The 20,902-nt window shown below is 71.5% G+C and carries 16 protein-coding genes and 1 pseudogene; 10 read left to right on the top strand and 7 right to left on the bottom strand.

Annotated features, from left to right (window positions below; all coding sequences use genetic code 11):
• Positions 1-51 precede the first annotated feature (51 nt).
• Positions 52-732, top strand: coding sequence for a hemerythrin domain-containing protein (locus tag ACRWND_RS04400; protein ID WP_431946084.1), 681 nt, complete (start codon positions 52-54; stop codon positions 730-732).
• Positions 733-1,027: 295 nt separating this feature from the next.
• On the opposite strand, the gene ACRWND_RS04405 is transcribed toward ACRWND_RS04400, so the two are convergent.
• Together ACRWND_RS04405 and ACRWND_RS04410 are read right to left on the bottom strand one after the other, a co-directional pair.
• Positions 1,028-1,543: a hypothetical protein gene (locus ACRWND_RS04405; protein WP_431946086.1), complete on the bottom strand. Its 516-nt coding sequence runs from the start codon at positions 1,541-1,543 to the stop codon at positions 1,028-1,030.
• Between the two features lie 263 nt (positions 1,544-1,806).
• Positions 1,807-3,828: a M3 family metallopeptidase gene (locus tag ACRWND_RS04410; protein WP_431946088.1), complete on the bottom strand. Its 2,022-nt coding sequence runs from the start codon at positions 3,826-3,828 to the stop codon at positions 1,807-1,809.
• A gap of 290 nt (positions 3,829-4,118) precedes the next feature.
• Here ACRWND_RS04410 and ACRWND_RS04415 point away from each other — a divergent pair, with 290 nt between their 5' ends.
• Positions 4,119-4,322, top strand: coding sequence for a MarR family transcriptional regulator (locus ACRWND_RS04415; RefSeq protein ID WP_431946090.1), 204 nt, complete (start codon positions 4,119-4,121; stop codon positions 4,320-4,322).
• Between the two features lie 64 nt (positions 4,323-4,386).
• Here ACRWND_RS04415 and ACRWND_RS04420 read toward each other — a convergent pair whose 3' ends face one another.
• From ACRWND_RS04420 to recD2, 3 genes are all read right to left on the bottom strand, one after another.
• A complete protein-coding gene (locus tag ACRWND_RS04420; protein ID WP_431946092.1) occupies positions 4,387-5,133 on the bottom strand; it encodes an SDR family NAD(P)-dependent oxidoreductase in 747 nt (248 codons plus the stop codon).
• 423 nt (positions 5,134-5,556) lie between these two features.
• Positions 5,557-6,846: a citrate synthase gene (locus ACRWND_RS04425; RefSeq protein WP_431946094.1), complete on the bottom strand. Its 1,290-nt coding sequence runs from the start codon at positions 6,844-6,846 to the stop codon at positions 5,557-5,559.
• Between the two features lie 131 nt (positions 6,847-6,977).
• Entirely contained in the window at positions 6,978-9,197 is a 2,220-nt protein-coding gene (recD2, locus tag ACRWND_RS04430) for an SF1B family DNA helicase RecD2 (protein WP_431946096.1), read from the bottom strand.
• Between the two features lie 191 nt (positions 9,198-9,388).
• Here recD2 and ACRWND_RS04435 point away from each other — a divergent pair, with 191 nt between their 5' ends.
• The 5 genes and pseudogenes from ACRWND_RS04435 to rbsD all read left to right on the top strand — a co-directional run bounded on the left by ACRWND_RS04435 (position 9,389) and on the right by rbsD (position 15,236).
• Positions 9,389-10,402 (top strand): LacI family DNA-binding transcriptional regulator, encoded by a 1,014-nt coding sequence (locus ACRWND_RS04435; protein WP_431946098.1) that lies wholly within the window; start codon positions 9,389-9,391, stop codon positions 10,400-10,402.
• A 26-nt stretch (positions 10,403-10,428) separates the two neighbouring features.
• Positions 10,429-11,949, top strand: coding sequence for a sugar ABC transporter ATP-binding protein (locus ACRWND_RS04440; protein ID WP_431946242.1), 1,521 nt, complete (start codon positions 10,429-10,431; stop codon positions 11,947-11,949).
• Positions 11,939-13,907 (top strand): annotated as a pseudogene (locus tag ACRWND_RS04445) (ABC transporter permease/substrate-binding protein). The gene ACRWND_RS04440 and the pseudogene ACRWND_RS04445 overlap by 11 nt, the downstream one beginning before the upstream one ends.
• Before the next feature lie 40 nt (positions 13,908-13,947).
• Positions 13,948-14,850: a ribokinase gene (rbsK, locus tag ACRWND_RS04450; protein ID WP_431946100.1), complete on the top strand. Its 903-nt coding sequence runs from the start codon at positions 13,948-13,950 to the stop codon at positions 14,848-14,850.
• Positions 14,847-15,236 (top strand): D-ribose pyranase, encoded by a 390-nt coding sequence (gene rbsD, locus ACRWND_RS04455; RefSeq protein WP_431946103.1) that lies wholly within the window; start codon positions 14,847-14,849, stop codon positions 15,234-15,236. The genes rbsK and rbsD overlap by 4 nt, the downstream gene beginning before the upstream one ends.
• Before the next feature lie 191 nt (positions 15,237-15,427).
• On the opposite strand, the gene ACRWND_RS04460 is transcribed toward rbsD, so the two are convergent.
• Complete coding sequence (locus ACRWND_RS04460; RefSeq protein ID WP_431946105.1) at positions 15,428-16,156, bottom strand: SDR family NAD(P)-dependent oxidoreductase; 729 nt, start codon at positions 16,154-16,156, stop codon at positions 15,428-15,430.
• A gap of 24 nt (positions 16,157-16,180) precedes the next feature.
• On the bottom strand, positions 16,181-17,623 hold the full coding sequence (gene gndA / locus ACRWND_RS04465; RefSeq protein WP_431946107.1) for an NADP-dependent phosphogluconate dehydrogenase: 1,443 nt from the start codon (positions 17,621-17,623) through the stop codon (positions 16,181-16,183).
• A gap of 450 nt (positions 17,624-18,073) precedes the next feature.
• Between gndA and ACRWND_RS04470 the strand changes: the two genes are divergently transcribed.
• The 3 genes from ACRWND_RS04470 to ACRWND_RS04480 all read left to right on the top strand — a co-directional run bounded on the left by ACRWND_RS04470 (position 18,074) and on the right by ACRWND_RS04480 (position 20,898).
• Positions 18,074-18,517, top strand: coding sequence for a DUF937 domain-containing protein (locus tag ACRWND_RS04470; protein ID WP_431946109.1), 444 nt, complete (start codon positions 18,074-18,076; stop codon positions 18,515-18,517).
• A 556-nt stretch (positions 18,518-19,073) separates the two neighbouring features.
• Positions 19,074-19,868, top strand: a complete 795-nt coding sequence (locus tag ACRWND_RS04475) for a sugar phosphate isomerase/epimerase family protein (RefSeq protein ID WP_431946111.1) — start codon at positions 19,074-19,076, stop codon at positions 19,866-19,868.
• A 118-nt stretch (positions 19,869-19,986) separates the two neighbouring features.
• A complete protein-coding gene (locus tag ACRWND_RS04480) occupies positions 19,987-20,898 on the top strand; it encodes a LysR family transcriptional regulator (protein WP_431946113.1) in 912 nt (303 codons plus the stop codon).
• Positions 20,899-20,902 lie beyond the last annotated feature (4 nt).

The raw sequence follows: 20,902 nt of genomic DNA on the forward strand, positions 1-20,902 counted from the left end.
CGGCCGCATCCCGTAGCGGGAGCGCTGCCGCGACACCTAGGGAAGAAGAAGATGGCACTCCTCAACGAACCCATGGCTGACACGCGCGACATGTACATGGCCCACGCGGGACTGCGCCGGGAGTTCCGGCTGCTTCCCGACCTCATTCGGTCCGTCCGGCCGGGCGACACGCAGCGCGCGGAGGTCGTGGGTTCCCATGCCGTACTGATCTGCGACCTCCTGCACGGGCACCACGAGGGCGAAGACCTGCTGCTGTGGCCCAAGCTGGCGGAGCGCGGAGGCGCTGAGGCCGCGGCGATCGTGCCGACCATGGAGGAGCAGCACCACGCGATCGACGAACTGTACAAGGAGGCGACCGGACTGCTCCCCGGCTGGCGCTCCACCGGACAGGGCGGCGCGGCGCTCGCCGAGGTGTTCCAGCAGCTGGCGACCGTCCTCGAGGAGCACATGGCGCTGGAGGAGAGGGAGATCCTGCCGCTGGTCGAGAAGCACGTCACCGCGAAGGAGTGGCACGCGCTCGGCGAGCACGGCATGGCGGCCATTCCGAAGAACCTCCTGCCCCTGGTCCTCGGAGTAGCGGCGTACGAAGCCGATCCGCAGGTACTCAAGGGCGTCCTCGCGTCGGCTCCACTGCCGGTCCGGCTCCTCGTCCCCATCCTGGCGCGACGCAAGTACGCGGCACACGCCAAGCGGGTCCACGGCACCGCCACGCCTCCGCGTATCGGCGCCTGAGGCGGCCACCGGCCGGCCCCGGGCGGCAGCGGTCGCGGCGGCAGGTTGGCCCTGGGGCCGCCGGCCCGCCGGACCGATAGGCGTAACGCGCCCCGGCACCGAGCGGAAATTTCCTCCCGGTTGCCGGGGGCGGGCCTTCCGCGTTCGTCGTTCGTACACCCGCCCCACCGGCGGGAGCCCGCGATGCCCAGCCGCGGTGTCCGGGACGCGGACTGGAGCTCCGGTGCCCGAGGGCGGCGGAGGGCGGGCGGCGGCACCGCGCTCCCGCCCCGACGACCGGGTGGGGCGACCGGGGTCAACCCGACTTGCGGAGCACCTCGGTGACCTTGCAGGTGATCTTCCCGGAAAGCGGCTGGGCCCCCTGAGCACTCGTCTCGGCCTTGTCCCCCGCGGCCAGGCCGGACGCGTTGGCGACGGATTGGGCGAGGTGCTCTCCGTTGGTGCTCAGGAACTCGATGTGCACCTGGTAGTCGGAGGTCGCCGAACTGTGGTTGGTGATGGTCAGCTCGGCATTGGGCAACTTGCTGAAGTCGGTGAGGCCGCACGAGGTGATCTTCGCGTCCGCCAGATCCGCCTTCTGGCCCGCGCCTCTCGCCGGGGACTCGGCGACGACCGAGGAATCACCCCCCGAACCGCCCTTGTCGGCCCCGCCCTGGAGGACGTACGCGACGCCTCCGCCGATGACGGCGACGGCGACGGCCCCGCCGACGATCATCTTCCCCGCGCCCGACTTCTTCGGCGGTCGGCTCCGGCCCTGTTCCGGAAGCGGTGCGTACTGGTTCGGTGGCGATACGTGTGACTGCTGAGACATGGTGAACCCCCTGAGGCTCGGATGTGAGGACACCGTGACAGAGCTTCACCATGCGCGCAGGGACAAGAGCTGTCTGTAATGCGGCCGTGACCTATCCGGTATAGATCATTCCTGATAGGTCCGGACCAAGGGTTCGATCCGTTTACGCAACCGGGCTTGCGGAGGCCGCCGGCCTGGCCGAGACGCCCCGAACCGGGGAGCGTCCGCAGGCCGTACGGACGCTCCCCGCTCCGGGGAAGGCGCCGGATCAGGCGCCGCGGAGCTCAGCCGGTCAGCCCCCGGCGCGCCAGAAGCGGCTCGATGCGCGGCGCCCGGCCGCGGAAGCCCTCGAACGCCGCCATCGGGTCGACGCTCCCGCCGCGCGAGAGCAGTTCGCGGCGGAAGACGTCGCCGTTCTCGCGCCGCATGCCGCCGTTCTCCTTGAACCACTCCACGGTGTCGGCGTCGAGCACCTCGCTCCAGATGTACGAGTAGTACCCGGCGCTGTAGCCGTGGGCGAAGATGTGCGCGAAGTAGGTGCTGCGGTAGCGCGGCGGGATCGCGGGCAGCGCGAGTCCGGCCTCCTTCAGGGCGGCGGCCTCGAACTCCTCGGCGTCGCCGGGGTCGTGTCCGGCCGGGATGGTGTGCCAGGCCCAGTCGAGGACGGCGGCCGCGAGGTACTCCACCGTGCGGAAGCCCTGCCCGAAGCGCTCCGCGTCCTCCATCCGGGCCACCAGCTCGGCGGGCATGGGCTCACCGGTCTCGTGGTGGCGGGCGTAGTGGGCCAGCACCTCCGGCCGGGTCACCCACATCTCGTTGACCTGCGAGGGGTACTCGACGAAGTCGCGCGGAACGGCCGTGCCGGAGAAGAAGGGGTGCCGGACGTCGGAGAACAGGCCGTGCAGGGCGTGGCCGAACTCGTGGAAAAGGGTGTTCACCTCGTCGTAGGTGAGCAGCGCGGGCTCGCCCTCGGCGGGCTTGGCGACATTGAGGTTGTTGACCACGACGGGCTTGCGGCCGGTGAGCGCGGACTGGTCGACCAGACTGTTCATCCAGGCGCCGCCGCGCTTGGAGGCGCGCGCGAAGAAGTCGCCGAGGTAGAGGCCGAGGGGGGAGCCGTCCGCGTTGAAGACCTCGAAGACCCGGACGTCGGGGTGGTAGCCGATGAGATCGGGGCGCTCGGTGAAGCTCAGTCCGTAGACCTGCCCGGCGGCGTGGAAGACGCCGTCCCGCAGCACCCGGTCGAGCTCGAAGTAGGGGCGCATCGCCGCGGTGTCGATGTCGAACTCCGCCTTGCGGACCTTCTCCGACCAGTACGCCCAGTCCCAGGCGGAGAAGTCCTCCAGCCCGGAGGCGGCGGCCAGGGCCGCGGCCTCGCGCTCGGCGTTGGCGACGGCGGGCGGCACGAGCCGGGTCAGCAAGGACGTCACGGCTTCCGGGGTGCCCGCGGTCTGGTCGGCGACGACGTACGCGGCGTGGTTCTCGTAGCCGAGCAGAGCGGCACGCTCGGCGCGCAGTGCGGCGAGCCGGACGGTGAGTTCGCCGTTGGAGGTCAGGCCCCGGCCGAGCGAGGCCTCCAGCAGGCGCCGGCGCAGGGCGCGGTCGTCGAGCGAGGCCAGTTCCGACTGGTTGGAGAAGTTCTTCAGGCTGAGGACGTACTTGCCGTCGTGGCCGAGGGCGGTGGCGTTGGCCGCCGCGGCGGCGACGGCGTCGGCGGAGAGCCCCGACAGCTCCTCGGGGCTGTCGAGCACCAGGGCGGCGGCCTTGGTGTCGGCGAACAGGTTCTGCTCGAAGGCCGTGGAGGCCTCGGCGATCCGCGCGTTGAGCGCCTTCAGCCGCTCGCGGCCCTCCTCGGAGAGCTCGGCGCCCGCGCGGACGAAACGGGTGTGGTAGCGCTCCAGCAACCGCAGCGCCTCGGCGTCCAGACCGAGTTCCGTGCGGCTCGCATACAGCGCCTTGATGCGGACGTAGAGGTCGGCGTTCAGGTGGACGGCGTCGGCGTGGGCGGCGAGGGCGGGGTTGACCTTGGCCTCGATCTCCTGGATGCCGGGAGCGGTGTCGGAGCTCGCGCGGTTGAAGAAGACCTTCGACACGCGGTCCAGCAGGTCCCCGGAGCGCTCCAGGGCGACGATCGTGTTCTCGAAGGTCGGCGGCTCGGGGTTCGCGGCTACGGCCTCGGTCTCGGCGAGGTGCTCGGCCATCCCCTGTTCGAAGGCGGGGAGGTAGTGCTCCTCGCGGATGTCCGCGAACGGCGGCAGCTCGTACGGAAGGGTGCTCGGGCTGAAAAAGGGATTCGTCGACGTCACGCCACCGACCTTACGCGCGGCGCCCGCGGACCGGACGCGTCCTTCCTTCAGGAGACCGGATGCCGCTGCGCGTACGGGCGTCCGTACGCGCAGCGGCGACTACCGGGGTGCCACACCCCGATGAATCCTCCGATTATCAGCAAGGTCGGTCATGCGTCCTCGACGTTTGTCACCGTTACGCGGGCTTCGCGTCACAGACGATCGACAGCCCCTTCCGCCCCTGATCGTTTGTCGTTGGTCCCGGCGAGGCCGGCCGCCCCCAAGGCCGGCGCATGGGAGGTGCGTGGGAGATGACGGACCGGACCCTCTGGTCGTACGCCGAGATCGCCGCTCACATCCGGGTGCAGGTCGACACCGTGCGCTCGTACCGCAAGCACGGGCACTTGCCGCCCCCCGACGTCGTGGAGGGCGGCAAGCCGTACTGGTACGCGGACACCGTCCGTCTGTGGAGTTCCCGGCGCCCCGGGAATCGCGGGCGCCGGGAGTTCGGTTGATGTCGGTCCCGCCGCCGCTCGGCCCCGAACGGGCCGCTGCGGCTGCGGGGCCGGGCCCGGCAGCTCAGCGGCCGAGCAGTTCACCGCCGTTGCACTGCAGGATCTCGCCGGTGATGAAGCCGGCCTCCGGGGACGCCAGGAAGACCACCGCCGAGGCGACGTCCTCGGGCCGTCCGACCCGGCCGACCAGGGTCCGGCCCGCCCTGCGGGTCAGCTCGGCCGCGTCGAGCCGGGCGCCGAAGAACTCGGTGCCCGCCACGGTGCCCGGGGCGACGATGTTGCAGGTCACGCCGCGCGGGCCGAGCTGAGCCGCCAGGGAGTGGTTCCAGGCGTGCAATGCGGCCTTGGACGCCCCGTAGGAGCCCCCGCCGCGCAGCGCGGCCACCGAGGTGACGGTGATGACCCGGCCGCCCTCCGGGAGCCGGTCGCGTACGGATTCGGTCAGCAGGACGGCGGTGAGGACGTTGCGCTCGAAGTCGCCGCGCCAGCGGGCCAGCACCCCGTGCGGGCCCGCCCCGATCGCGAGTTCGCGACTGCCCGCGTTGTTGACCAGGACGTCGATGCGCCGCGGCAGCCGCGCAAGGGCCGCCTCCACGTCGTCCGGATCGGCGAGGTCGCAGACGACCGGGGTCACGTCGTGGCCCAGGCGGGCGCTCAGCTCGTCGGCGGTGGCGTGCAGCACCTCGCGGCGCCGGCCGACGATGGTCACATGGTCGCCGGCTTCGGCGAAGAGGGTGGCCACCGACCGGCCGATGCCCGTTCCTCCGCCGGTCACCACGACGTGCCGGCCCACACTTGCGTTCTGCGACATCACGCTCCGCTCCTCGAGGAGGGACAGCACGTTACGGGACGGCGGGTACGTCACCGACACAGGGGTCCGCCATGATGCGGACGGCGTAGGAGATGCGTAGCCGAGGCCGAGGTCACACTGGCTGGAACGTAACCTTTTGGTTTACGAGGGGGTCTAACCGAGAGAAGACACCGGGCTCCCGGCGGACTCGGTGACATGATGAGCGGGTTGTCTTTGGGGGACAGCCCGGTCGCCAGGTCGGGGCGAACTGCCCGGAGAGCTTTGAGCGGCCCTCCCGGGTGGCTTGGCCCGGCTGGGCGAACGCACCCAAAGAACGCCCGGTACGGACCCGTGGGGGGATCCGCTCCGGGAAACGGAAGCGCCCCGTGCCGAACCCGTGGGGGGATTCGGCGCGGGGCGTTTCTCTGTGCGCGGGACGCCGGGTCAGCGGGCCTCGACCGGGACGTAGTCCCGCTCGACGACTCCCGTGTAGACCTGGCGCGGACGGCCGATCCGGGAACCCGGCTCGGTGATCATCTCGTGCCACTGGGCGATCCAGCCGGGCAGCCGGCCGAGCGCGAAGAGCACCGTGAACATCGTGGTCGGGAAGCCCATAGCCCGGTAGATCAGGCCGGTGTAGAAATCGACGTTCGGGTACAGGTTGCGCGAGACGAAGTAGTCGTCGCTGAGGGCGTGCTCCTCGAGCTTCAGCGCGATGTCCAGCAGCTCGTCGGACTTGCCGAGCGCGGAGAGCACGTCGTGGGCGGCGGCCTTGATGATCTTGGCCCGGGGGTCGAAGCTCTTGTAGACCCGGTGGCCGAAGCCCATCAGGCGGACGCCGTCCTCCTTGTTCTTCACCTTGCGGATGAAGGCGTCCACATCACCGCCGTCGGCCTGGATGGCCTCCAGCATCTCCAGCACGCTCTGGTTGGCGCCGCCGTGCAGCGGGCCCCACAGGGCGTTGATGCCCGCGGAGATCGACGCGAACAGGTTGGCCTGCGAGGAGCCGACCAGGCGGACGGTGGAGGTCGAGCAGTTCTGCTCGTGGTCGGCGTGGAGGATGAGGAGCTTGTCCAGGGCGTCGACGACGACCGGGTTGAGCTCGTACTCCTCGGCGGGCACGGCGAAGGTCATCCGCAGGAAGTTCTCGACGTAGCCGAGGTCGTTGCGCGGGTAGACGAAGGGGTGGCCGACCGACTTCTTGTAGGCGTACGCGGCGATCGTCGGCAGCTTGGCGATGAGCCGGATCGTCGACAGGTAGCGCTGCTTCTCGTCGAACGGGTTGTGGCTGTCCTGGTAGAAGGTGGACAGCGCGCTGACCACGGAGGACAGCATCGCCATCGGGTGCGCGTCCCGCGGGAAGCCCTGGAAGAACCGTTTGACGTCCTCGTGGAGGAGCGTGTGCTGCGTGATGTCGCCGCGGAAGGCGGCGAGCTCGTCGACGGTGGGCAGCTCACCGTTGATGAGAAGGTAGGCGGTCTCCAGGAAGGTGCCGCGCTCGGCGATCTGCTCGATGGGGTAACCGCGGTAGCGCAGAATTCCCTGTTCGCCGTCGAGGTAGGTGACCGCGGACTTGTAGGCCGCGGTGTTCCCATAGCCGCTGTCCAGGGTGACCAGGCCGGTGTCGGCGCGCAGCTTGCCGATGTCGAAGCCGTTGTCCCCAACGGTGCCCTCGACCACCGGGTAGCTGTACTCGCCGTCCCCGTACCGCAGTACTACAGAGTTGTCGCTCACGTCATTCCCTCACCGACGTCGTGCCTCTTCTTCGAGGTTGGCAGGTGCCCTGACTACCCCTACTGTCCCCCATTTGGCGTGGCCGCGTGCACTCGGGGTCGGTCGGGGGGCCGAATGGTGGCACCGAGTGCCTATCTTGCCGCCCGAGCCAGCCGATGGTCGAGGGCCGTGAAGCGTCGGCCTGCGGAGACGGTGCGGACCGCCTGGCCGATCGCCCTGCGCGAGCCCACGAGCACGACCAGTCGTTTCGCCCGGGTGACGGCGGTATAGAGCAGGTTTCGCTGGAGCATCATCCACGCTCCGGTGGTGACAGGGATCACGACGGCGGGATACTCGCTGCCCTGCGACCGGTGGATCGTCACCGCGTAGGCGTGGGCCAGCTCGTCCAGCTCGTCGAAGTCGTAGGGAATCTCCTCGTCCTCGTCGGTCAGTACGGTGAGCCGCTGCTCCACGGTGTCCAGGGAGGTGACGACTCCCACCGTTCCATTGAAGACGCCGTTGGCGCCTTTCTCATAGTTGTTCCTGATCTGGGTCACCTTGTCGCCGACGCGGAAGGTGCGGCCGCCGAAGCGCCGCTCCGGCAGATCGGGGCGGGCCGGGGTGACGGCCTGCTGGAGGAGCCCGTTCAGCACGCCGGCGCCCGCGGGGCCGCGGTGCATGGGGGCGAGCACCTGCACATCGCGGCGTGGGTCGAGGCCGAACCGGCGCGGGATGCGCCGGGCCGCCACGTCCACCGTGAGCCGTGCCGTCTCCTCGCCGTCCTCCTCCACGAAGAGGAAGAAGTCGTCCAGCCCCTGGGTGACCGGATGCGCTCCGGAGTTGATCCGGTGGGCGTTGGTGACCACGCCGGACTGCTGGGCCTGCCGGAAGATGCGGGTCAGCCGGACCGACGGGACGGGGCTGCCTTCGGCCAGCAGATCGCGCAGCACCTCGCCGGCGCCGACGCTGGGCAGTTGGTCCACGTCGCCGACGAAGAGCAGGTGCGCCCCTGGCGGCACGGCCTTGACCAGTTTGTTCGCCAGCAGCAGATCGAGCATCGAGGCCTCGTCCACGACGACCAGATCGGCGTCGAGGGGCCGATCCCTGTCGTACGCGGCGTCGCCGCCCGGCTTGAGCTCCAGCAGCCGGTGGACGGTGGAGGCCTCGGCCCCGGTCAGCTCGGCGAGCCGCTTGGCCGCCCGGCCCGTGGGCGCGGCCAGCACCACCTTGGCCTTCTTCGCCTGCGCCAGGGCCACCACGGACTTCACCGTGAAGGACTTGCCACAGCCGGGGCCCCCGGTCAGCACGGCGACCTTCTCGGTGAGCGCCAGCCGCACCGCCTGCTGCTGCTCGGGGGCGAGATCCGCGCCCGTCCGCTCGGCGAGCCAGGTCAGCGCCTTGTCCCAGTCGACGTCGCGGAAGGCGGGCATCCGGTCCTCGGCGCCGCGCAGCAACCGCAGCACCGAGCCGGCCAGGGAGATCTCCGCCCGGTGGAAGGGCACCAGATAGACCGCGCGCACCGGATCCTCCCCGCCGTCGGGGGCCGGTACGGGCTCGACGACCACCCCTTCCTCGGCCGCCAGCTCCGCGAGGCAGTCGATGACCAGGCCGGTGTCCACCTGGAGCAGCTTCACGGCGTCCGAGAGCAACCGCTCCTCGGGAAGGAAGCAGTTGCCGCCGTCGGTCGCCTGGGACAGGGCGTACTGGAGACCGGCCTTGACGCGATCGGGGCTGTCGTGCGGTATGCCGACGGCCTGCGCGATCCGGTCCGCGGTGAGGAAGCCGATGCCCCAGACATCGGCCGCCAACCGGTAGGGCTGGTTCTTCACCACGGAGATCGACGCGTCGCCGTACTCCTTGTAGATGCGCACCGCGATCGAGGTGGACACGCCGACGCCCTGGAGGAAGACCATGACCTCCTTGATGGCCTTCTGCTCCTCCCAGGCGGCGCCGATCAACTTGGTGCGCTTGGGGCCGAGCCCCGGGACCTCCACCAGCCGGGCCGGCTCCCGCTCGATGACCTCCAGGGTGTCGGTGCCGAAGTGCTCGACGATGCGCTCGGCAATGCGCGGGCCGATGCCCTTGATCAGCCCGGAGCCCAGGTAGCGCCGGATGCCCTGGATCGTGGCAGGCAGGACGGTGGTGTAGTTCTCCACGGTGAACTGCTTGCCGTACTGCGGGTGGGAGCCCCAACGCCCCTCCATGCGCAGCGACTCCCCCGGCTGGGCACCCAGCAGCGAGCCGACCACGGTCAGCAGGTCGCCGGCGCCGCGGCCGGTGTCGACCCGGGCGACCGTGTACCCGTTCTCCTCGTTGGCGTAGGTGATCCGCTCGAGGACGCCCTCGACGACGGCCAGTCTCAGCTCCCCCACGGCGCGGGCCACCTTCCCTGTTCTGCGTTGTGATCCGACCGTACCGCTCGGCCACGACAGGCCGCCGTCGCCTGTGGACACGCTCGCCGATCGGCCACCGGAAGGTAACGATCCGGTTTCGAACCCTTGCCTTGAGACATGTAATCGATTCCAATCCCTCTTGTAATCGATTCCACGAGGAGGTGGGACGGGTGGCGAGCATCAAGGACGTGGCATCACGCGCCGGTGTCTCCGTCGCAACGGTCTCCCGCGTGCTCAACGACCACCCGTCGGTCCGGCCGGACACCCGCACCCGGGTGCTGGCCGCCGTGGCCGAGCTCGGCTACCGGCCCAACGCGGTGGCGCGGTCGTTGCGCACCGACCAGACCCATACCCTCGGCCTGGTCATCAGCGACGTGCTGAACCCCTTCTTCACCGAGCTCGCCCGCTCCGTCGAAGACGAGGCCAGGGCACTGGGCTACAGCGTGATCATCGGCAACGCCGACGAACGGCCGGAGCAGCAGGACCACCACATCCGCACGCTGCTGGACCGCCGCATCGACGGACTGCTGGTCAGTCCCACCGACGGCGGTTCCCCGCTGATCCAGGACGCGGTGCGCTCCGGCACCCCGATGGTCTTCGTCGACCGCTGGATCCCCGGCATAGGCCAGGACGTCCCGGTGGTCCGCACCGACGGCTGCGACGCGGTGCGCGACCTGGTCGCGCACCTCCACGGCCTGGGCCACCGCCGGCTGGCGATCATCGCGGGCCCCGCCGCGACCACCACGGGCCGCGAGCGCGTACAGGCCTTCCGCCAGGCGCTGGCCGGCTTCGGACTGCCGCTCCCGGACGAGTACATCGGCCAGGGCGACTTCCAGGCCGACAGCGGCCGCCGGGCCACCGCCCGGTTCCTGGACCTGCCGGTCCCGCCCGAGGTGGTCTTCGCCGCGGACAACCTGATGGCGCTCGGCGCCATGGACGAGATCCGCGCCCGCGGCATGCGCGTGCCCGACGACATCGCGCTCGCCGCCTTTGACGACATCCCGTGGTTCCTCCACACCGATCCGCCGATCACCGCGATCGCCCAGCCCACGGGCGAGCTCGGCCGAGCCGCGGTGCGCTCGCTGATCGACCGGGTGGAGGGCAGACCGGCGCCGTCGGTCACCGTGTCCGCCCGTCTCGTTGTCCGCCGCTCCTGCGGCGCGTCCGAAAGGAGCCCCCGTTGAGCACGAGCAGCCCCGAGCTCCTCCGCATGGAGGGCGTCCGCAAGGTCTTCCCCGGCGTGGTGGCTCTCGACGGCGTCGACTTCGACCTGCGCGGAGGCGAGGTGCACGTCCTGCTCGGCGAGAACGGCGCGGGCAAGAGCACCCTGATCAAGATGCTCTCCGGCGCCCACCGCCCCGACGAGGGACGGATCCTCGTCGACGGCGGCGAGGTGCGCATCCATGGTGCCCAGGACGCCGAGAAGCTGGGCATCGCGACGATCTACCAGGAGTTCAACCTCGTCCCGGCGCTGAGTGTCGCCGAGAACATCTTCCTGGGCCGCCAGCCGCGCCGGCTCGGCCTGGTGAACCGCAAGCAGATGAACGCGGACGCCGCCGCGCTGCTGGCCCGGGTCGGCATCGACGTCGACCCGCGGACCCCGGTCTCCGAACTGGGCATCGCGCGCCTGCAGATGGTGGAGATCGCCAAGGCCCTCAGTCTGCGGGCACGCGTCCTGATCATGGACGAGCCGACCGCGGTGCTCACCACCGAGGAGGTCGACAAGCTCTTCCGGATCGTGCGCAAGCTGCGCGAGGACGGCGTCGGCATCGTCTTCATCACCCACCACCTGGAGGAGATCGCCGCCCTCGGCGACCGCGTCACCGTCCTGCGCGACGGCCGCAGCGTCACCCAGGTGCCGGCGAGCACCCCGGAGGACGAACTGGTCCGGCTGATGGTGGGCCGCAGCATCGAGCAGCAGTACCCGCGCGAGCGCGCCGAGGCGGGCGCGCCCCTGCTGCGGGTCGAGGGCCTCACCCGGGACGGCGTCTTCCACGGCGTGAGCTTCGAGGTGCGGGCCGGCGAGGTCGTCGGCCTGGCCGGACTCGTCGGCGCGGGACGCACCGAGGTCGTCCGCGCGGTCTTCGGCGCCGACCCGTACGACTCCGGGACGGTCGAGGTCCTGGGCAAGCGCTTGCGCCGCCACGACGTGAACGCCGCCATGGACGCGGGCATCGGCCTGGTGCCCGAGGACCGCAAGGGCCAGGGCCTGGTGCTGGACGCCACCATCCAGGAGAACCTGGGCCTGGTCACCCTCGGCCGTGCGACGCGCGCCGGGTTCGTCGACCGGGCCGGGCAGCGCAAGGCGGCGGATCGGATCTCGGGGCAGCTCAAGGTCCGCATGGCCGGGCTGCACCAGCACGTGCGCACCCTGTCGGGCGGAAACCAGCAGAAGGTCGTCATCGGCAAGTGGCTGCTGGCCGACACCAAGGTGCTCATTCTCGACGAGCCGACCCGAGGCATCGACGTCGGCGCCAAGGTCGAGATCTACCAGCTCATCAACCAGCTCACCGCCTCCGGCCACGCGGTGCTGATGATCTCCAGCGACCTCCCCGAGGTGCTGGGCATGAGCGACCGCGTCCTGGTGATGTCCCAGGGCCGGATCGCCGGTGAACTTCCCTCGCACGAGGCCACCCAGGACTCCGTCATGGCCCTGGCCGTCGGCACAGCGCCAGCCGAGGGCGGCACGACTACAGCAACGAAGGATGTGGAGGGCTCCCGTGGCCACTGACACGCTCAAAAGCAGTACGGACGCGGGCGGCCTCGCCGCGGCACGCCGTGTGCTCCTCAACAACGGCGCGCTCAGCGCCTTGGTGGTCCTGCTCGTGGCCCTGTCGTTCCTGTCGGGCGACTTCCTGTCCACGCAGAACCTGCTCAACGTCGGCGTCCAGGCGGCCGTCGTCGCGATCCTCGCCTTCGGCTCCACCTTCGTGATCGTCGCCGCCGGCATCGACCTGTCGGTCGGCTCGGTCGCGGCGCTCTCGGCGACGGTGCTGGCCTGGAGCGCGAGTTCTGCGGGTCTGCCGGTGTGGCTGGCGGTCGTGCTGTCCATCGCCACGGGTGTCGCCAGCGGTCTGCTGAGCGGCCTGCTGATCTCCTTCGGCAAGCTGCCGCCGTTCATCGCGACCCTCGCCATGCTCTCGATCGGCCGCGGCCTCACCCTGGTCATCTCCCAGGGCAGCCCCATCGCCTTCCCCGACTCCGTCTCCCACCTGGGCGACACCATCGGCGGCTGGCTGCCCGTCCCGGTCCTGGTGATGATCGTCGCGGGCGCCGCCACAGCGATCATCCTCGGCCGCACCTACATAGGCCGCGCCATGTACGCGATCGGCGGCAACGAGGAGGCGGCCCGCCTCTCCGGCATCCGCGTCAAGCGCCAGAAGATCGTCATCTACGCTCTGTCCGGCCTCTTCGCGGCGGTCGCGGGCATCGTGCTCGCCTCCCGGCTCGCCTCGGCGCAGCCGCAGGCCGCGAACGGCTACGAGCTGGACGCGATCGCCGCGGTCGTCATCGGCGGCGCCAGCCTCTCCGGAGGCGTCGGCAAGGCGTCGGGCACCCTGATCGGCGCGCTGATCCTCGCCGTACTGCGCAACGGCCTCAACCTCCTGTCGGTCTCCGCCTTCTGGCAGCAGGTCGTCATCGGCGCGGTCATCGCGCTGGCCGTCCTGCTCGACACCCTGCGCCGCCGCGCCTGACGCGGCGCCCGGACCCCCGACCTTTCCCCCCTTTTTTCCTGCACCACACCAAGGAACCCCCATGCGCACGAAGCTCATCTCCGCCACCACCGTCGCCGTCGCCGCCCTGGCGCTCACCGCCACCGCCTGCAACTCCGGTTCCGGCTCGTCCTCCGACATCAAGGTGGGCCTCTCGGTCTCCACCCTCAACAACCCGTTCTTCGTGCAGCTGAAGTCGGGCGCGCAGGCCGAGGCGAAGAAGGAGGGCGTCGACCTGACCGTCACCGACGCGCAGAACGACGCTTCGCAGCAGGCCAACCAGCTGCAGAACTTCACCAGCCAGAACGTGAAGGCGATCGTCGTCAACCCGGTGGACTCCGACGCGGCCGGTCCCGCGGTCAAGGCCGCCAACAAGGCCGGCATCCCCGTCGTCGCGGCCGACCGCGGCGTCAACAAGGCCGAGCTCGCCACCACCGTCGCCTCCGACAACGTCGAGGGCGGCCGGCTCGCCGCCAAGACGCTGGCCGAGTCGCTGGGCGGCAAGGGCACTGTCGTCGTCCTTCAGGGCACCGCGGGCACCTCCGCGGCCAACGAGCGCGGCCGGGGCTTCAACGAGGGCATCACGGCCTACCCGGGCATCAAGGTGGTGGCCCAGCAGTCCGCCGACTTCGACCGCACCAAGGGCCTGGACGTCATGACCAACCTGCTGCAGGCCCACTCCGACGTCACCGGGGTCTTCGCCCAGAACGACGAGATGGCCCTCGGCGCCGTCAAGGCGCTCGGCGACAAGGCCGGCACGTCGGTCAAGGTCGTCGGCTTCGACGGCACCCCCGACGGCCTCACCGCGGTCAGGAACGGCACCCTCTTCGCGTCCGTGGCCCAGCAGCCGAAGGAGCTCGGCAAGCTGGCCGTGCAGAACGCGGTGAAGGCCGCCAAGGGCGAGAAGCTCGACGACCTGGTGAAGGTCCCGGTCAAGGTCGTCACCGAGAAGAACGTCGCCGACTTCTCCTCCTGACGAGCCGCATCGGTACGGCGACCCCGAAGGGAACACGCAGATGCACGGCTACGACCTGCTGGTCGTGGGGTCGGCCAACGCCGACCTGGTGATCCATGTCGACCGCCGCCCGGCGGCCGGCGAGACAGTCCTCGGCTCGGACCTCGCCACCCACCCGGGTGGCAAGGGGGCCAACCAGGCCGTCGCCGCGGCCCGCCTGGGGGCGCGGACGGCGCTCCTCGCCCGGGTCGGCGACGACGCCCACGGGCGGCTGCTCACCGGCTCGCTGACGTCGGCCGGCGTCGACACCACCGGTGTCCTGAGCGGCGACGCCCCCACAGGGGTCGCGCTGATCACCGTGGACCCCTCGGGCGACAACAGCATCGTGGTGTCGCCGGGCGCCAACGCCCGGCTCACCGCGAAGGACGTGACCGGGGCACGCGAGCTGCTGGAGGCCGCCAGGGTGGTCTCGCTGCAACTGGAGATCCCCCTGGAGTCGGTCGCCGCCGCGGTGGCGACGGCCGCGGAGGCCGGCACGCGGGTCGTGCTGAACCCCTCGCCCCCCGCCGCGCTGCCGCCGGAGGTGCTGGCCGGCTGCGACCCCCTCGTGGTCAACGAGCACGAGGCACGCGTCCTGCTCGGCGCGAAGGCCGGGGACACCCCCGAGGCGTGGGCGGCGGGATTGCTCGCGCTCGGCCCGCGCTCCGTGGTCGTCACGCTCGGCGCGGCGGGCGCGCTCGCGGCGACGGCGGACGGCGCCGTACACATACCGAGCCCTCGTGTGTCGGCCGTCGACACCACCGGTGCCGGCGACTCCTTCACGGGGGCGCTGGCATGGCGGCTGGGCGCGGGCGACGACCTGGCGTCCGCCGTGCGGTTCGCGGTGCGGGTGGGCGCCGCGGCCGTCACGAAGCCGGGTGCGCAGGAATCCTTCCCCACCCTCGAAGAAGTGGGTCAGCTGTGAAGAAGTCCGGAATCCTCAACCGCCATCTGTCGGGCGCCCTCGCCGTGCTCGGCCACACCGACCTGGTCGTGGTCTGCGACGCGGGGCTGCCGATCCCTCCCGGGCCCATCGTCGTCGACCTCGCGTTCCGGGCCGGCACCCCGTCCTTCTCCGAGGTCCTCGACGGCCTCCTGGAGGAGCTGGTGGTGGAAGGGGCGATCGCCGCCAGGGAGGTCCGCGACCACAACCCCGAGGTGACCGCCCGGCTCGACCGGGCGTTCCCCGACCTGGAGCTGGTGCCGCACGAGGAGTTCAAGGCCCGCACCCGGCAGGCCCGCCTCGTCGTCCGCACGGGCGAGGCACGGCCGTACGCCAACGTCATGCTGCGCTGCGGCGTGCCCTTCTGACGTACGTCGCCCCCGCATCCGAGGTGATGCGGGGGCGACGGGGGTGATGCCTGGGTGACGGCCGCCCGCTGCCCGGAGGAGGGGGCGGCCCGGTCGCAGCCCCGGCCGACGGGTCGAAGGCCCGCCATCCGCCCCGGCAGGTTCGTCGGACGGCAGGGCTCCGGCGGCGAGCGTGGTCGCCGTCCCCGCGGTCAGCGGGCGTAGCGGCCGGCGGGCCGGGAGAGGGACAGACCCGGGATGAGCTCCTGGCGCGCGTTCTCGTACGCCTCCCACGTCGCGTGCTCCGGCAGCGAGGGGATCGTGACCAGCTCTCCGGCGTCGAGACCGGCGAGCCCGGCCCGCGCTGCGTCGCGGGGGGCCATGACCGCCTCCTTGGGCACCTGGTCCAGTTCGATGCCCGAGCCGTCCCAGATCGCCGTCTCCAGCGCTCCGGGCACCAGGACCTGCACCCGGACGCCGGAACCGGCGAACTCCTGGGCCAGGGCCTGGGAGAAGGCGATCACATACGCCTTGGTGCCGCTGTACACCGCGCCGACCGGGAGGATGTTGAGCGCGAGGGCGGAGGAGACGTTCACGATCGTGCCCGATCCCCGGCCGGAGAACGCCTTCGCGGCGGCGGCCGCGAGCCTGGTGGCGGAGGTCAGGTTGAGTGTGATCAGCCACTCCAACTGGTCGGGGTCCGCCGCGGACAGCGGACCGAACAGGGCAGCGCCGGCGTTGTTCACCAGCGTGTCGATGGCGGGGTCGGCCGCCAGGCGGTCCTCGACGCTCCGCATGCCCTCCGGCGTCGCCAGGTCGGCGCTCAGCACCGAGACCTGGACGCCGAAACGTTTCGCGAGGTCCGCCGCGGCGGACTCGAGCCGCGCCTGGTCGCGTGCGAAATTGCCGGGGACCGTCCACCACCGGCTCCGGCCCGGCACTGGCCCGGCAGCGATGGAGGCCGGTCAGGTGGTGGGGTGTTCGGTGCGGTCGGTGTCCCAGCGGGTGTGGTAGCTGCCGGGGCGGTCGGCGCGGCGGTAGGTGTGGGCACCGAAGTAGTCGCGCTGGGCCTGGGTGAGGGCGGCCGGCAGGCGCGGGGTGCGCAGGGTGTCGTAGTAGGCCAGGGCGGCGGCGAAGGCGGGGGTGGGCACGCCGTCGCGGGTGGCGTGGGCGACGACCAGGCGCCAGGGGAGTTGGGCGGCGCCGACTTCGCGGGCGAAGCCGGGGTCGGCGAGCAGACTGGGCAGGGCGGGGTCTGCGGTGTAGGCGTCGCGGACGCGGTCGAGGAAGTCGGCGCGGATGATGCAGCCGGCGCGCCATACGGCGGCGACGGTGGCGAGGTCGGTGTGCCAGCCGTAGGTGTCGGCGGCTGCCTGGATCTGGTGCAGGCCCTGGGCGTAGGAGATGACCTTGGAGGCGTACAGGGCCTGTTCGACCTGGCCGGTGAAGCGTTCGGCGTCGCGTTGGCCGAGGAGGGTGGGGGCAGGTCCGGGCAGGGTCGCGCCGGTGGCGCGCAGGGGGGCGTGGCCGGACAGGGAGCGGGCGAAGACGGCCTCGGCGATGCCGGAGATGGGGATGCCGAGGTCGAGGGCGGTCTGCACGGTCCAGCGTCCGGTGCCCTTCTGCTCGGCGGCGTCGGCGATGACGTCGACGAAGGGCAGGCCGGTGTCGGCGTCGTGGTGGGCGAGGACCTCGGCGGTGATCTCGATGAGGTAGGAGTTCAGGCGGCCGGTGTTCCACTGGCGGAAGACGTCGGCGATCCGCGCGGGCGGCCATCCGGTGGCGTGGCGCAGGAGGTGGTAGGCCTCGGCGATGAGTTGCATGTCGGCGTACTCGATGCCGTTGTGGACCATCTTGACGAAGTGGCCGGCGCCGTCGGGGCCGAGGTGGGCGACGGCCGGGGTGCCGTCGGGGGTGGTGGCGGCGATGTCGGTCAGGACGGGGGCCAGCAGCCGGTAGGCCTCAGGCGAGCCGCCGGGCATGATGCTGGGGCCGTTCAGGGCGCCTTCCTCGCCGCCGGAGATGCCGGTGCCCAGGAAGTGGATGCCGCGCTCGCGCAGGGCGGCCTCGCGGCGGCGGGTATCGGCGAAGTGGGCGTTGCCGCCGTCGACGATGACGTCGCCCGGGTCGAGCAGCGGCGCGTACTCGGCGATCACGTCGTCGGTGGCCTGTCCGGCCTGCACCATGACGATCAGCCGCCGGGGCCGCTGCAGCGCGGCGACCATCTCCTGCGCGGTCTGCGCCGCGATGAAGGCGCCCTCGTGGCCGAAGTCGCCGACCAGGGCCAGGGTCCGGGCGGGAGTGCGGTTGTGCACCGCCACCGCGTAACCGTGACGAGCCAGGTTGCGGGCCAGATTACGGCCCATCACGGCAAGACCCGTGACGCCGACCTGTGCACTCGAATGCATGAAACGACCCCTCGATTCCGTAGGTGAAGCGCTTGCGCGGCGCTTAGATTACGAACGTAATCAATACACTGTTCGGCGGACAACCCGACCAGGAGCGGCGACCCACGGACCCGGATCCCCCCGGGAATAACAGGACCCGAGCACACCGACCGAGTCACCCCAGGCCGGAGTTCGGACACCGACACCCGTCCGACCTGCGAAGACTCCCGCCGGACCGTGCGACCGCTGCGCCATCGCCTCCCCGGGGCCGGCCGGCGCCACCCGCGGACCATGCGGACTTCCTCCGGCGGCTGCCCACCGACCCACATAGATGTCGTATGACATCTATCACGGGATGGTGGGCCGGTCAGGGGCCCACGACACCGCCCCTGCGCTTCCCCGCCCGGGGCGTACATCCGTCCGGCTGCCGTCGGCGGGCCGGGCGGGCGGATCACGCGTAGCGTCCCGACCATGAGCGACCGACCGCTGAAGGACGAGGTGCTGGAGGAGCTGGGGGACGACCGGCTCCGGGAGATCGCCGAGCTGCTCGGGACCGAAGCCGCGCGGGCTCAGCAGGTCGTGGGAAGCGCGGTGGCCTCGATCACGGGGGTGCTGACGGACGACGCGGTGACACCCGGCGGCACAGCGGAGCTGTGCCAGGCCATGGAGCAGGCCGCGAACGAGCCGGAGCCGCTGCCCGCCGCCGCCGTCGGCTTCGCCGGGGTGCAGGGCGGCACGGGACCGGAACCGGGCCGGGGGGTGCTGGCGGCCGTGCTGGCCAAGGTCGCCGCCCCGGCGGCGCGGGCGGTGGCCAAGCGGACCGGGCTCCCGGTCGAAGGAGTCTCGGCGGCACTTGAGGCGGTGATCCCCGTGATGGCGACCGTGCTGGCCCGGCGGGCCCGAGAGAAGCGCTGAGCGACGGCGGCCCACCGGTCCGGCCTCGCACGATCCCGCCTCGCGCGTCCCGCCGGTCGAGACCGGTCTCACAGAGACCGGTCTCAGGCGGCCCCCGGTCCGGTTCCGCCTCGTCCACCCTGGTCGGCTTCAGCCGGGCAGACACGGCGAAAGGGGTCCGGCTGAGCCGGACCCCTTTTGCGTTTCCCCTCCCTCTGCGCGATGCCCCGAGCCCCCTCCGGGCGTCACGCTCTCCCCCACTCAAGACCCTTGTGAGGCCCCCCTCCGGGGTCTTGACGGCTAGGTAGACACACCGGCAGCGGGGATGGTTGCACGGCATCTCGAAGAAATTCTCAGCGATTTCTCAGAGGCCCCTTCTGCTGCGCCTGCCCCGTGGACCCGCCCGATCCGGAGCCACGCACAACAGCACGCCGGCGCCGTTCCGGCCGGCCTTCCGGTCGGCGTCCGGCGCTCCATGGATCTGCCGGTTCCGCGCCCGCCAGGGAGCGGCTCGCCTGCGGCGCCGGCCGCTCTCTCGTCGGGCAGGACCGGCGACCAGTGCTGTAGCGTCCGAAAAGTGAAGTTCGCGTTCTCGACCCTCGGGGTGCCGGGACTATCCGTGCCGGAGGTCGTCCGGCTCGCCACTGAACACGGCTACCACGGTGTGGAGCTGCGGGCCGGCCATGACGAGCCAGCGCACATCGGACTGACGGAACGTCAACGCGCCGATCTCGCCGCGGAGTTCCGCCGCTGCGGTGTCGCGGTCCTGGCAGTCGCCTCTTCCGTGCAGGTGGCCGCGCCAGGTGAGGACGCCCCCGCGCTGCGGGGCCTGCGCGACCACGTCCGCCTCGCCGCCGACCTCGGCGCCTCCTATGTGCGGGTGTCGCCCGGTGCCGGCGACGACGGAGAGCCCGCCGACACCCGGGCGGCCCGCCGGCTGGCGGCGGTGGCCCCGGAAGCCGCCGACGCCGGCGTGCGGATCCTGGTGGAGACCCATGACTCGCACCGGACGGGCGCGGACGTGGCGCGGATTCTGGGGCTGGTGGGACATCACCACACGGGCGCGCTCTGGGACGTGATGCACCCGTGGCTGGGCGGCGAACAGCCCGAGCACACCTATCCGGTGCTCGCCCCCTACCTGGGCTATGTGCAGGTCAAGGACGTCTCCTCGGCGCAGGACACCACCCCGCTGCCGCTCGGCGGCGGGGCACTGCCGCTGGCCGGCACGGTGGAGGTGCTCAGCCGGGCGGACTGGGACGGCTGGCTGTGCTGGGAGTACGACAAGCGCCGCTACCCGCAGGTGCGAGCGCTGCCGGAGCTGCTGTCACGGGGACGCGCGCACATGCTGCGACTGCTCGACGAATCGGCCTGAGCGCGGCGCGGTGACACCTGGGCGCGTACTCTTAAGCACCGGTGAATACGTCGCGCCCGCAGGATTCAGCAACGCTGAACGATCTGCCGTGTGGCGCGCAGGATGGCGAGGTGGACGGATGCTGGATCTGGCCCGGCTGCGGGCGCTGCACGCGGTACATGTGCACGGATCGGTGGGAGCGGCGGCCACCGCCCTCGGCTACACCGCGTCCGCCGTCTCCCAGCAGATCGCCAAACTGGAGCGCGAGACCCGTACGACGCTCCTGGAGCGGCAGGGCCGCGGCGTGGCGCTGACCGAGGCCGCCGAGCTGCTGGCGGCGACGGCACAGGAGCTGATGGCGATCGTGGAACGGGCCGAGGTCGCACTGGAAGAGCGGCGCGGCCGGCCCACCGGACGGCTGACCATGGCCGCCTTCCCGACCGCCGCGCGCGGCCTGCTCCCCCAGGTTCTGGCCGGGCTGACGGCCGCCCACCCGTCGCTGGAGCCGAGGCTGGTGGAGGAGGGCGCCCATCTGTCGGTGGACCTTGTCTCCCGCGGCGTCGTCGATCTGGCCGTGGTGCACGACTGGGACATCACCCCGCTGCCCGCGCCCGAGGGACTGGAGCGGGTGGTCATCGGCGAGGATCACTGCGACGTCCTGGTGCCCGCCGGGCATCCGCTGGCGGCGCGCGGGGCGCTGGTCCGCGAGGACCTCGTCGACGCACGGTGGATCTGCCAGCCGCCCGGGCACATGTGCCACGACTGGCTGGTGCGGACCCTGCGGGAGGTCGGCGCCGAGGCGGACCTGGCGTTCCAGGTCGGCGAGTACCAGACGCAGTTGGCGCTGGTGGCCGCCGGGCTGGGGATCGCGCTGATGCCGCGCCTGGGACGGGGGGCGGTGCCGGACGGCGTGGTCGTGCTGCCGCTGGAGCCGGCGCCCGTGCGGCGCCTGTACGCCCTCTGGCGGACAGGGGCGTCGCGACGTCCGGCCATCACGGAGACGGTCCGGGCGTTGCGTGAGCACTACCCCCGGGTCGTTGCCGGACCATGAGCGG

Origin of the sequence: Actinacidiphila sp. bgisy167, from assembly GCF_965342175.1 — a bacterium.
Classification (GTDB): domain Bacteria; phylum Actinomycetota; class Actinomycetes; order Streptomycetales; family Streptomycetaceae; genus Actinacidiphila.